Source organism: Ralstonia sp. 22086 (assembly GCF_052045975.1).
Classification (GTDB): domain Bacteria; phylum Pseudomonadota; class Gammaproteobacteria; order Burkholderiales; family Burkholderiaceae; genus Ralstonia; species Ralstonia wenshanensis.
In genome coordinates, this window is record NZ_JBQEPZ010000003.1 from 482,604 (window position 1) to 495,043 (window position 12,440).

The 12,440-nt window shown below is 65.7% G+C and carries 12 protein-coding genes; 7 read left to right on the forward strand and 5 right to left on the reverse strand.

All coding sequences use genetic code 11. The annotated features are described in order from the left end of the window. Positions 1-411: a DoxX family protein gene (locus tag ACTJK6_RS15400; RefSeq protein ID WP_232040826.1), complete on the reverse strand. Its 411-nt coding sequence runs from the start codon at positions 409-411 to the stop codon at positions 1-3. A 34-nt stretch (positions 412-445) separates the two neighbouring features. Continuing rightward, positions 446-1,330, reverse strand: a complete 885-nt coding sequence (locus ACTJK6_RS15405) for a LysR family transcriptional regulator (RefSeq protein WP_260802042.1) — start codon at positions 1,328-1,330, stop codon at positions 446-448. A gap of 124 nt (positions 1,331-1,454) precedes the next feature. Here ACTJK6_RS15405 and ACTJK6_RS15410 point away from each other — a divergent pair, with 124 nt between their 5' ends. After that, positions 1,455-3,083 (forward strand): gamma-glutamyltransferase family protein, encoded by a 1,629-nt coding sequence (locus tag ACTJK6_RS15410; RefSeq protein WP_440839502.1) that lies wholly within the window; start codon positions 1,455-1,457, stop codon positions 3,081-3,083. 102 nt (positions 3,084-3,185) lie between these two features. Next, positions 3,186-4,502 carry an MFS transporter gene (locus tag ACTJK6_RS15415; RefSeq protein ID WP_440076185.1) on the forward strand — a complete coding sequence of 439 codons (1,317 nt, stop codon included), beginning with the start codon at positions 3,186-3,188 and terminating at the stop codon, positions 4,500-4,502. Positions 4,503-4,532: 30 nt separating this feature from the next. Here ACTJK6_RS15415 and ACTJK6_RS15420 read toward each other — a convergent pair whose 3' ends face one another. Further along, a complete protein-coding gene (locus ACTJK6_RS15420) occupies positions 4,533-5,123 on the reverse strand; it encodes a hypothetical protein (RefSeq protein ID WP_440839503.1) in 591 nt (196 codons plus the stop codon). Between the two features lie 318 nt (positions 5,124-5,441). On the opposite strand from ACTJK6_RS15420, the gene ypfJ reads away from it, so the two are divergent. Further along, a complete protein-coding gene (ypfJ, locus tag ACTJK6_RS15425; RefSeq protein ID WP_232040831.1) occupies positions 5,442-6,326 on the forward strand; it encodes a KPN_02809 family neutral zinc metallopeptidase in 885 nt (294 codons plus the stop codon). A gap of 15 nt (positions 6,327-6,341) precedes the next feature. Here the strand turns inward: ypfJ and ACTJK6_RS15430 are convergent, their stop codons facing one another. Further along, a complete protein-coding gene (locus ACTJK6_RS15430) occupies positions 6,342-7,088 on the reverse strand; it encodes an SDR family oxidoreductase (RefSeq protein WP_440839504.1) in 747 nt (248 codons plus the stop codon). A 138-nt stretch (positions 7,089-7,226) separates the two neighbouring features. On the opposite strand from ACTJK6_RS15430, the gene ACTJK6_RS15435 reads away from it, so the two are divergent. The 4 genes from ACTJK6_RS15435 (at position 7,227) to ACTJK6_RS15450 (ending at position 12,121) form a co-directional block, all read left to right on the forward strand. Continuing rightward, positions 7,227-8,702 carry a DNA-3-methyladenine glycosylase 2 family protein gene (locus ACTJK6_RS15435; protein ID WP_440839505.1) on the forward strand — a complete coding sequence of 492 codons (1,476 nt, stop codon included), beginning with the start codon at positions 7,227-7,229 and terminating at the stop codon, positions 8,700-8,702. Positions 8,703-8,719: 17 nt separating this feature from the next. Beyond that, on the forward strand, positions 8,720-9,268 hold the full coding sequence (locus ACTJK6_RS15440) for a methylated-DNA--[protein]-cysteine S-methyltransferase (protein ID WP_440839506.1): 549 nt from the start codon (positions 8,720-8,722) through the stop codon (positions 9,266-9,268). Between the two features lie 60 nt (positions 9,269-9,328). Next, positions 9,329-10,261, forward strand: coding sequence for a DMT family transporter (locus ACTJK6_RS15445; protein WP_440839507.1), 933 nt, complete (start codon positions 9,329-9,331; stop codon positions 10,259-10,261). A gap of 549 nt (positions 10,262-10,810) precedes the next feature. Then, positions 10,811-12,121: a HipA N-terminal domain-containing protein gene (locus ACTJK6_RS15450; RefSeq protein WP_232040836.1), complete on the forward strand. Its 1,311-nt coding sequence runs from the start codon at positions 10,811-10,813 to the stop codon at positions 12,119-12,121. A gap of 32 nt (positions 12,122-12,153) precedes the next feature. Here the strand turns inward: ACTJK6_RS15450 and ACTJK6_RS15455 are convergent, their stop codons facing one another. Then, a complete protein-coding gene (locus ACTJK6_RS15455; protein ID WP_024974928.1) occupies positions 12,154-12,429 on the reverse strand; it encodes a hypothetical protein in 276 nt (91 codons plus the stop codon). Positions 12,430-12,440: the final 11 nt, after the last annotated feature.

The following is a 12,440-nucleotide window of genomic DNA, read 5'->3' on the forward strand; positions in this document are numbered from 1 at the left end:
CTACGACTTCTGCACCGCGTACTTGCCCGGCCCCACAGCAGCCAGCAGAAACAGCCCGCCCATGATGCTCAGGTTCTTGTAGAACTGGATCTTGTTGGCGGCCTCCATGGCGCCTTGCATATCCCAGTAGGAGTGGGCGATGAACGACGTGCCGAGCACGAACAGCGCCATCAGAATGGCCAGCGGCCGCGTCCACAGCCCGATGAGCAAGGCAATACCGACGCCGAACTCCATGACGACGGCCACCGCAGCGGCCACCATCGGCATGGGGGCGCCCGTGCTGGCCATGTAGCCGACCGTGCCCTGGAAGCCGGTCAGCTTGCCCCATCCGGACATCACGAACAGCACCATCATCAGAATGCGAGCGAGCAGGATCAACTCGTCGCGCCAGCGTTGAATGATTGCGTCCATCGCGATCTCCGGAGCCTGTCTGGGTGCATTCAGTCTAGGCGCTGGAATTGCCAAGTGTGGTTTCGAGCGCATCGAGTACCGCCTGAATCACACCGTGTCGCACGTGTTCTTTCCGCTCGATCATCCCGACAGCGCGCACCGGCGTCTGCGGCGGCATGGGCAGCACGCGCAGGGCGGGGTCGCTCTCCCAGCTTGCGCGGCGCAGGCGCGGCACCAGCGTCACACCCACCTGCTGGCGCACCAGCTCGACAATCGCCTCGATTGAATTGACCTCGATGAATTCGTTGACCGCCATGTGCGTCTTCCGCAGAGCGCGGTCGATGAGCGCCCCCGTGCGCACCGCGCGGTCGAAGCGCAGGAATGGATGGGTGCGCAGGACTTCTTCGGCGCGGCCGCGCGTATGACGGCCCGCCACCACCACCAGCGGTTCGGTATAGAGCGGATGCCACGCGAGGTTGGCCGGCAGGCGCTCCAGATGTTCTACGACCAGCGCGCCATCCAGTTCGCCCGCTTCCACCTGCTCGGCCAGCTCGCCCGATTTGCCGGTGATGAGCTTGACGTCCAGCCCCTTGTGCACCTGCTTGAGCCCCGCCACCGCATGTGCCAGCGACCCCATCACCGACACCACTGCGCCAATCGCCACGGCGCCGGACAGCTCCGTCTGCGGTTCGTCTCCGACACGCATGGCGTCGTACAGCGCCAGCAGGTGCTCGGCTTGCGGCAGCAGCGCGCGGCCATGCGCATTCAGTGTGACGGTGCGCCCCGACCGGTCGAACAGATCGCGGCGCAGTTCGGTTTCGAGCGCACGCATCTGCAAGCTCACTGCGGCCTGCGTCAGCGCAACGCGCTCGGCGGCGGCGGCAAACGAGCCATGGCGTGCCACGGCAACAAAGGTGCGGAGGAAGCGGACGGTACTCACGGGAAGGCGCGGCGGATTCTCAAGTTTTTCTTAAGCTGAATCCAATGAATTTTAACTTTATTAAATCCAGAGCACCGCAAATAATCATTCGTCAAACATTCCCGCTTATTCCCACTTGATTCCCATGCCCCACCAGTTCGATTGGCAAAACCCGTATCCCACCGTCCGCATTCCGCTGTTTGCGCGCAACGTTGTGTCCACGTCGCACCCGCTGGCCGCGCAGGCTGGGCTGCGCATGCTGCTCGCGGGCGGCAGCGCCGTGGATGCGGCCATCGCCGCGGCGGCGATGCTCACCGTCGTCGAGCCCGTCTCGTGTGGCCTCGGCAGCGATGCATTCGCCATCTTGTGGGACGGCAAGGCGCTGCACGGCCTGAACGCTTCCGGCACGGCACCGCAGGCCTGGAACCTCGACTACTTCCGAAACAAATACGGCGAAGACGCCAACGGCAACCCGAAGCGCCCCACACGTGGCTGGGATGCTGTGACGGTGCCCGGCGCCATCTCCGCCTGGGCCGCATTGCACGAGCGCTTTGGCAAGCTGCCATTTGCCGATGTGCTGGAACCCGCCGCCGAGATTGCCGAGCGTGGCCACACCATCGCGCCCATCGTCGCGCACAAGTGGGCAGCGGCCATTCCTGAACTGCACAACCAGCCCGGCTACGCGCAGGCCTTCATGCCGCACGGCCGCGCGCCAGAAGTGGGCGAGAAGTTCAAGCTGCCCGAGGCAGCCGCCACGCTGCGGCGCCTTGGCCAGACCAACGGCCGCGATTTCTACGAAGGCGAACTCGCTGAACGCATTGCCGCGTACTCGCGCGAATGCGGCGGCGGCATGACCGCACAAGACCTGCGCGACTATCGCCCCGAATGGGTCAAGCCGATCACCAAGCGCTACCGCGGCTACGACCTGCACGAGATCCCGCCGAACGGCCAAGGTATCGCTGCGCTCATCGCCCTGGGCATTCTCGACCGCTTCGACCTCGGCGCCCTGCCCGTCGACTCGGCCGACTCGCAGCATCTGCAGATCGAAGCGATGAAGCTGGCGTTTGCCGATCTCTACAAATACGTGGCCGACCCGCGCTCGATGGAGGTCACGCCCGAGCAGATGCTCGACGACGCTTACCTCGATGCACGCGCCAAGCTCATCGACATGGGCCGCGCGCAGATGCCGACCTTCGGCATGCCGCGCGCCGGGGGCACGGTGTACCTGACGGCCGCCGACGAGAACGGCATGATGGTCTCATTCATCCAATCCAACTACATGGGTTTCGGCTCCGGCGTGGTGGTGCCCGGCACCGGCATCAGCCTGCAGAACCGCGGCTTCGGTTTTTCGATGGACGCGCGTTCGGCCAATGTGGTGGAAGGCGGCAAGCGGCCGTTCCACACCATCATTCCGGCGTTCCTGACCAAGGACGGCCAGCCGCAGATGAGCTTTGGCGTGATGGGCGGCGACATGCAACCGCAAGGCCATCTGCAGACGCTCGTGCGCATGCTCGATTACAAGCAACAGCCGCAGGCCGCGTGCGACGCACCGCGCTGGAAGGTCAACCGCGATTTCACGCTCGACGTAGAAGGCACGATGAACGCCAAGACCGTCGCTGCGCTGGAAGCGCGCGGGCACAAGCTCGAATCGGTGGCGGATCCGTACATGGATTTCGGCTCCGGCCAGTTCATCTGGCGCCTGTCGGACGACGCCGACCACGGCTACGTGGCTGCCAGCGACAGCCGCCGCGACGGCCACGCGGTGGGCTTCTAAGAAAGCCCTGCCGCACCAGCGCGCTGACCCGTCGGACCGGGCGGGCAACGCGCTGCAGTTCCCATAAAAACGATCCCGGCCGGCACCAAAGGAACCCTGATCATGACCGCCCCCTCTGCGGCAGGCACTGCTGCGCCTGCTCGGCCCGCAACAACGAGTGCAGCGCATGCACGCCGCATCGTCGTTTCGTCGTCGATCGGCAATGCGCTGGAGTGGTACGACTTTCTCGTCTACGGCTTCTTCGCATCCATCATCGGCAAACTGTTCTTCCCAGCCGATGACGAATGGGTGTCGCTGCTGTTTGCGGTGGGCAGCTTTGGCGTGTCGTTCATCACGCGGCCGGTGGGCGCGATCGTGCTGGGCATGTATGCCGACAGGAAGGGGCGCAAGGCGGCACTGACGCTGTCGATCCTGCTGATGATCGTCGGCACATTGGTGATTGCCGTGATGCCGAGCTACCAGCAGATCGGCATCGTGGCGCCCATCACCATCCTGCTTGCACGCCTGGTCCAAGGCTTTGCGGTGGGTGGTGAATTCGGCAGCGCGACGGCCTTCATGGTGGAGCACAGCACGCGCGGGCGCGGCTACTACGCAAGCTGGCAATTCGCCAGCCAGGGCATTGCGACCATTCTGGCGGCGGGGCTTGGAGCGCTGCTCACCGCGTCGCTCACGCCGGCGGATCTGGAAGGCTGGGGCTGGCGGCTGCCGTTCATCTTTGGTCTGCTGGTCGGCCCGGTGGGTTTCTACATCCGCCGCCATCTGGATGAGACGCCCGAGTTCGTTGCCGAACAGAAGAAGACAACGGTCGACCCGCAAGCTTCATTCAAAGCGCAATGGACGAACCTGCTGCTGGCGGTGGGCGTGGTGGCGCAGTCGACCGTGTCGGTGTACGTGCTGCAGCTCTACATGCCCACGTATGCCGTCAAGCAGCTGCATCTGCCGGCGGCGCAGTCGTTCGCGGTGGTGGTGCTCAACGGCGGGCTGCAGTTTCTGCTCTCACCGGTGATGGGCGCGCTGTCGGATCGCATCGGCCGCATCCGCATCATGCTCACCACGTCGGTGCTGATGATCCTGCTGATCTACCCGATGTTTGCGCTGTTGCGCGCGTATCCGACCATCGGTGCGCTGCTGGCGCTGCAAGCCGTGTCGGGCATCTTCAAGGCCGCGTATTCGGGCCCGATGCCGGCACTGATGTCGGAGATCTTTCCCACGCGCGTGCGCTCGACCGGCCTGTCGCTCGGCTACAGCCTGGGCGTGACACTGTTCGGTGGGTTCGCGCCGTTCATCGTCACGTGGCTGATCCACGCGACGGGCGATACGCTGGCACCGAGCTACTACGTGCTGACCGCCGCCGTGGTGAGCGGCATCTCGCTGACGATCATCGCGCTGCGTCGTCGCAGGCACGCGCACGCGGGCTGAGCGCGCATTCGGCTGGATGCAGGAAGCCGATCAGGCGCCCTTGTACCAGGCCGCGTTGAATGGCGCGCCATGGCGCATGTAACGCGTGCTGCGATGATGACGGCGCACGTTGGCAGGTGCCGGCGCGTCGTTGTCTTCCAGCGTCTCGCGTTCGGCCACGGTGCGGGCGCGCGGCTGCTGCACTTGCGAGTACACACGTTGTTCCATCCGGTCACGTGCTGCCGCAACGCGGTCGGCCGATGCGGGTTGCGTGGCAGCTTCCGCAGGCGCAGGAGCAACGGCCGACGCCGGCGTGGCTGCGTTGGCAGGCCCGGCGGCCATGGCAACACTCATCGCATCACCGGCCTGGGCGGCCGTCGGCGTGTGGCCGGCAAGGCTCTTCACCCAGGGCGCGTGATACATCCCAACGTAGATGGCCCCCGTCACGGCAATCAACGCAGCTGCAACACTGCTGAATGCACCGCCGACCACGGCACCCGACACGCGCTCCCACCAGGGCTTGCGCGCTGCGGCGGCCTGCTCCACGTCCGACACCTCGGTCGGATCAACATGGGTGGCAGCCAGATGCGACGACTCTGCGGCGTCTGGTGGTTGAGCGGTGATCGAAGCAGGCAAGCGCATGGTGAGAACTCGAGATCATGGATCGGCAGCGTGACCTTCTGCCGAACGTTATTCGGGAACCGCCCCATGTCACCTGTGTGACAGCCGGACGGAGGATGAGCAGCCTTGGTTAGCAAGTTTCCTGCCGGGCTTTGTGCAATGCCGCAAATCGCCGCCAGCCCTTGTCAATGCTTGCACCGGCTCTGCGTGCAGACGATTCGGCAGCGCCGCGGCATGCCCGTACGTACCCACAGCAGGTAGACTTTGCAAAGTTTACCGGGTGTGACGCCCGGGCTGACCCTGCCCTACTAGCCTCTCAGGCCTCTCAAGGAGAACATCGTGCGTTGGGATGACATGCGCGAAAGCAATAACGTCGAGGATGAGCGCGCCTCCTCTGGCGGCGGCTTCGGTGGCGGCGGCATGCGGCTGGGCATCGGCGGCATTGCGATCGTGGCCGTCGTGGGCTTGCTGATGGGCAAGAACCCGCTGGAAATCCTCAGCATGGTGATGCAGGTGTCGCAGAACGCGCCGACGCAATCCGCACCGCACAGCCCCGCCCGGCCCACCGGAGAAACCGACAACGACCGCAGCAAGCAATTGGTTTCGCACGTGCTGGGCGACACAGAAGACACCTGGACGCAACTGTTCAAGCAAGCCGGGCGCGCATACCAGCCGCCCAAGCTCGTGCTGTTCCGCCAGGGCATCCGCTCAGGCTGCGGCGACGCCACTTCGGCCGTTGGCCCGTTCTATTGCCCGGCCGACACCAAGGTCTACCTTGACCTCGGCTTCTTCGACGAACTGCGCCGCAAGTTTGGCGCCCCGGGCGACTTTGCCGCTGCGTACGTCGTCGCACACGAGGTGGGCCATCACGTCCAGAACCTGCTGGGCGTGTCGGAGAAGGTCAGCCGCGCGCAGGCCGGTAAATCGCAGGCGGGGGCGAATGCGCTGTCGGTCAAGCTGGAGCTGCAGGCCGATTGTCTGGCCGGCGTGTGGGGCCACTTTGCGCAGCAACGCGGCTTGCTTGAGCGTGGTGACCTGGAGCAGGCTCTGACCGCCGCGCACGCCATCGGCGACGACACCCTGCAGCGCAACGCCGGCCGCAGCGTCACGCCCGATGCCTTCACGCACGGCACGTCAGAGCAGCGCATGCACTGGTTCCGCCAGGGCTTCGACGGCGGCGATCTTCGACAGTGCGATACCTTCCGCTCCGGAGCGAATGCCTGATCGCCTGATCGCCGCTCAGCGCCCGCCCGCGCAGTCCAGCAGCGCGCCCGTCACGTAAGACGCCGCATCGGAGAGCAGCCACACGATGGTCTCGGCCACTTCGTGCGGCGTGCCGGGCCGGCCGATCGGCGTGGCGCTGCCAAGGCGCTGCGCGCGATCGGGCTGGCCGCCTGAAGCGTGAATATCGGTCTCGATCAAACCGGGGCGCACGGCATTGACCCGCACGCCATCGCGCCCGAGTTCACGCGCCAACCCGAGCGTCATGGTGTCGACGGCGCCCTTGGAGGCAGCGTAGTCGACATATTCGTGCGGCGACCCCAGCCGCGATGCCGCCGACGACACGTTAACCAACGAACCGCCCACGCCACCACGCGAGGTCGACAACCGCCGCGCCGCCTCGCGCGCTACCAGAAAGGCGCCAAGCACGTTGGTCTCGAACATCGTACGCAGCCGGTGCGTGGTCATGTCGGCCACGTCCTGAGCCTCGGCCACGATGCCGGCGTTGTTGACGACGCCATGCAGCGCGCCAAAGCGTCCGGCCGCCGCTTCGAACAGGGCGATCACATCTTCGTCGTTCGACACATCGCCCTGCACCGCCAGCGCGTGGCCGCCCGCCTGTTCGATCAGCCCCACCGTCTCTTCCGCCGCCTGCCGGTTGCCGCGATATTGCAGCGCGACAGACCAGCCGCGTTGCGCGCACAGAACCGCCGTGGCGCGGCCGATACCCCGGCCCCCGCCGGTAATGACGATGGTCTTGGACATGCCGATCTCCCGATGTGTTGTTGTGTTCGCAATTGTGCCGAGATACCGCGTTTTTGGCAGCGAGGGATGTGTCCGAATCCGGCGAATCCATGCGACCCGACAGGGCTAGACTAGCTGCCGAGTCACCCGATCACCACCATGCACCTCGACCACAACGCCTGCTACCACGCCGTGCAATCGCGCGACCGTCGCTTTGACGGCTGGTTCTTCGTCGGTGTGACATCCACCGGCGTATATTGCCGCCCCGTTTGCGCGGTCCGCACGCCGCTGGAAAAGAACTGCCGCTTCTTCAACACGGCCGCCGCCGCCGAGCGCGCGGGCTTTCGGCCGTGCCTGCGCTGCCGGCCGGAACTGGCACCCGGCCACAGCCTGGCCGAGATGTCTTCGAGCCTCGCGCGCGCCGCCGCCCGCATGATCGACGAAGGCTTTCTGCAAGAGCACGACCTGGCCGCACTGGCCGCAGCCGTGGGCGTGACTGACCGCCACTTGCGCCGCATCTTCCGCGCCGAGTTCGACGTCTCGCCCATCGAGTACGCGCAAACGCAGCGCCTGCTGCTCGCCAAGCAACTGCTGACCGACACCGCCATGCCCGTCGGCGATGTCGCCTTTGCGGCCGGCTTCGGGAGCGTGCGGCGTCTGAACAGCGGCTTTACCGAGCACTACGGCTTTGCACCCACGCGCCTGCGCTCGCGCACGACGGCTGCGCACACCGAAGACGGCCCCACACTCATGCTGGGCTACCGGCCACCGTTTGCGTGGCAAGCGTTGCTCGCGTTTTTGCGCGCTCGTGCGGTCGATGGCGTCGAGGTGGCCGACGCCGACAGCTACGCACGCACGATCACCGTCGCCTACGCCGGCGCGCGACACATCGGCTGGCTGCACGCGCGCAATGTGCCGCAACGCCATGCGGTGGCGCTCACCCTGTCGCCCAGCCTGCTGCACGCCATGCCGCCCGTGCTGGCGCGCGCGCGGCGGCTGTTCGACCTCGATTGCCGGCCCGATCTGGTGGACGGGCACCTCGGCACGCTCGCTGCCGAAACCCCCGGCCTGCGCGTGCCGGGCGCTGTCGACGGCTTTGAAATTGCGGTGCGCGCCATCGCCGGGCAGGTCATTTCGCTGGCGCAGGCACGGCGCATTCTCGGTCGCATGACTGCCGTATATGGCGTGCCGTTGCAGCAACCGCGCGAGGGGTTGGCCACCGCATTTCCTAACGCTGCGGCATTGGCGAACATCGACGCGCAGGCGCTATCTGCGCAGACCGGTCTGCAGGCCAGCCGCGCTGCCGCCGTCGTCGAACTCGCCCGCGCCATCGACGGCGGGAGGCTGCGGCTCGAACCGCTGGTGCCGCTCGGCCCCACGCTGGCCGCGTTGCAGGCATTGTCCGGCATCGGCGAATGGACCGCGCAATACGTCGCCATGCGTGCGCTGGGCTGGCCGAACGCATTTCCGCTGGGCGACTACGTCTTGCGCAAACGGCTCGCCAACGGCGACGGCACGCTGCCCACGCGCCGTGCCATGGTCGAGCGCGCCGAACCCTGGGCGCCCTGGCGCGCGTATGCCGCCATGCATCTCTGGCACCGCGAGGATGCGCTCACCCAACCTGCGTCGCATTGATTGACGAGTCGACCGCCATGTACCGCCACACCTTTGCCTGCCCGCTCGGCGATCTGCTCTTGACCGCCACCGACACGCGCCTGACCGGCGCGTTCTTTCCCGGCCAGAAGACGATTCCGCTGAATGCCGCGCGCATGTCGCCGGGCGCGGACATCCCGGTCATCCGCGAGGCACAGGCACAGTTCACGGCGTACTTTGCCGGCAAGCTGCACGACTTCAATCTGCCGATGGCGCCCGAGGGCACGCCGTTTCAGCAAGACGTCTGGCGCCTGCTTTGCAACATCGCATTCGGCAGTCGCACCACGTACGGGCAGATCACCGCGCGCCTGGGGCTCACGCGCGAACATGCACGCGCGGTGGGCACCGCCGTGGGCCGCAACCCGATCTCGATCGCCATCCCGTGCCACCGCGTGGTCGGCGCGGATGGTGCGCTCACGGGCTATGCCGGCGGCTTGCCACGCAAGGCCGCGCTACTGCGGCTCGAAGGGCATCCCGCGCGGGTCGGCGAACGCCTGCCCATGGCTGACGACCGCCGCCAAGGCACGCTGGCACTGCAGCCTGCATAAAACCCGAATCGCGCGGACAATGCGCGCACACCGCCCCACAACGATAACGAGCCCCCTTCCATGCGCCGCTCCGACGTGCTTGAACTTCTCACCCTGGCTGCCCTATGGGGCGGCTCTTTCCTGTTCATGCGCGTGGCAGCGCCGCCGTTCGGGCCCGTTGCGCTCATTGCGCTGCGTGTGGCGATCGCCTCATGCTTCCTCGTCCCGATACTGACCTGGCGCGGCGGCATGGGCGCCCTGCGCACGCACTGGCCGCATCTGCTGGCCGTGGGCGTGCTGAACTCGGCCATCCCGTTCTGCCTGTTCGCCTACGCCGAACTCACGCTTACGGCGGGCTTCACCTCGGTGCTCAATGCGGCGGCCCCGTTGTTTGCGGCCATCGTCGCGTTCACATGGCTGGGCGAGCGGATGTCGTCGCTGCGCGTGCTTGGATTGGGGATTGGCTTCATCGGCGTGATCGTGCTGGTGGGCGGGTCGTCTGTCATCGATGCAAAACAAGGCGGCGTGGCGGTAGCCGCGGCACTGTCGGCTACCGTGCTGTACGGCGTGGCCAGCAGCCACACCAAGCGCTTCCTGACCGGCGTGCCGCCGCTGGCCGTGGCGACCGGCAGCCAATTGGCCGCCGCCATCGTGCTCGCACCATTGGCCTACTGGCTTTGGCCCGCGCAAACGCCCACCGGCAGCGTGTGGCTGCACGTCATCGCCTTGGGTATCGCGTGCACAGGCGTCGCCTACATCCTCTTCTTCCGCCTTGTCGCGCACGTGGGGCCGACGCGCGCGGTGTCGGTCACCTTCCTGATCCCGGTGTTTGGCGTGCTGTGGGGCATCCTGTTCCTGGGCGAGCAGCTAACGCTCAACATGGTGATCGGCTGCGCGGTGATCCTGCTCGGCACGTCGCTGTCGACCGGCGTGTTCGCACCAGGCAAAAAGGCCCCTGCAAATGCGGCAACCGCTGCAAAGGATAAGGATTCGCTTTTGCGTTCCGGCCGCTGAATGGCCACGTTGATCGTGCCCCGCTTGGCCGGGGCACCGCAGTGCGCCGGTCAAAGCCCGCTTGAAGTCGACGCTTAAATCCGCAGTTGAATCCGTAAGCAATGCTGTTATGTCTTCTCCGCCCCACATTGCGAAGGATTTTTCCGTCGATTCGTGCAACGCGAGAAAACGTTGGCGCTGCCCCGATAAATAGCCGACTTGTAATGAATACCCTACCGCTTTGACGCCCATGCAATTTATTCAATGGCGCCAGCATTGGCTCTGTAGATAGATTTAAAAAATCTGCAAAACTGAAGTAGACGGCCGAAACATCGACCAACGCGCACTCGATCTTAACGATCCGATAATCCGATTTGAGAAAATTGCATCATCGATTACGGATATCTCCGCGCGTTGCACAGATTTTCTTTGTTATGCTCGCCATCGGTCGATGAGGGGCGTGCAAGGGAACGGCACATTTGCTGCAAAGCAGCCGAATTCCCAATTGCCGGCGGGTTCTCCGCTGCACAGCCGACTAAGCACGCTCCATCAAATACGTTGGATACGCGCATGCTGGACGTCTACCTGAATAAGCATCTGATCGGTCAGCTATCGTGCGGCCGCAGCGGTTGGGCGTTCGAATACGATTCCCGCTGGCAGGCTTCGTCGCAGGGCTTTGATCTGAGCCCGCACCTGCCGCGCACCGCTGGCAATATCGCCGACACGGCAAAAGCCCAGCCGGTACGCCACTTCTTTGAATACCTGCTGCCCGAACCGGCACGCAACACGCCGAAGGCTGCTGCCGCGGCGCTCGAGCATCTCGCGCAGGCGGCGCCGCATCTGGATGGCCCGCTGGCCCTGGTGCCGGCCGGCCTCAAACCATGCAGCGGGCGCGCCGACGGGCTGTCCGAGCGCGATCTCGTGCTGCAGTTCCAGCAAACTGTCGGTCGCCCGCCCCGCAGCACGCCGCTGCGCGTGGCTGAACCTCGCGCACGCTATGGCACCGATGCTGCCGCAACGTCCGAAGAAATCAGCCTGCCCTTCCTGGCCTCGAATGGCTTGCCGGTGTCGATGTGGCTCGGCCGGTTTTCCGCGCCGGCCAATGCCGCACAATCGAGCCACTTCGTTCGGCTGGATCTGGGCGAAGGCGCGCACTTGCCGTACGCCACCATCAACCACTGCTGGGCCACGCTGTTGGGCCGCAGCATCGGGCTGGACACACCGTTCATCGGGCTGCGCCAGTTTCCCGAAACGGCCGCGGTGGTGCAGCGCCTTGATCGCACCCTGCGCTGCAAGAGCGACGATACCGCGCTGGTGCAGGCCCGCTATGTCGTCTCGGCGGTGCAACTGCTGGGGCTTTCACCCAAGCACCGCTTCCTGCCGATTACAGTCGAGCAGGTCGCGCAATGTGCGAGCCTGTGTGCAGACCCCGCTTCCGCCACGGCCGCGCTGTTCCGCTGGATGGTGTTCTGCCTGCTGATCGGCGGGCGCAACGCCTCGGCCGGCACACTGCACTTCCACATTGGTGCGGACGGCATCCGCCTTGCGGCGCACGACCACCTCTTCTGCGCAGCGGTCTACGCCAACGAATGGAATGCCGATGAACTGTCGCCAGATGCGCAAGCCCGTTATGAGGCTATCGACCAGGACGCCCTGCTCGCCCTGGCCGATCACCTCGGCTACGACGCCAGCCAGGCGCGCCGCGAGTTGCTAAGGCTGATCAGCATGCTCGCGCCGCAGTCCTCATTCGTGGCGACGCATCTGTCCCAGGCGCTCGGGCATTCGCCCACGCGCGCCGCGGAGATCGATTTCCTCGCGCGCATCCACCGCCACGTATCCGAAACGGCACGGCGGCTGGGCGGCAAGACCGCCGAAGTCTGAACTAAAGCGCGAGCCTTGAGCCGCCAGCAAACTTAGAGCGCGGCCAAGCTGACCGTGCCATAGCGCGCATAGCCGTGCGCGGCCAGCGTATCCATGGCCTCGGCTTCTGCGCGGGCAAATGTCAGCGCGAGCGTATCGGGGCTTCCTGCCCCGCTGGCGAAGGCCTGATAGGCCGCGAACGCCTCGCGCGGCGACACACCACTGCGTTCAAGCACGCGCTGCGCGGCCTCGAGCGCCGCACGAATCGCCGTCTCCCCGGGCGGGGCATCGCGAAACGCCAGCTGTAGACAAGACGTCGTCGGATTCATCCGCGTTTCGA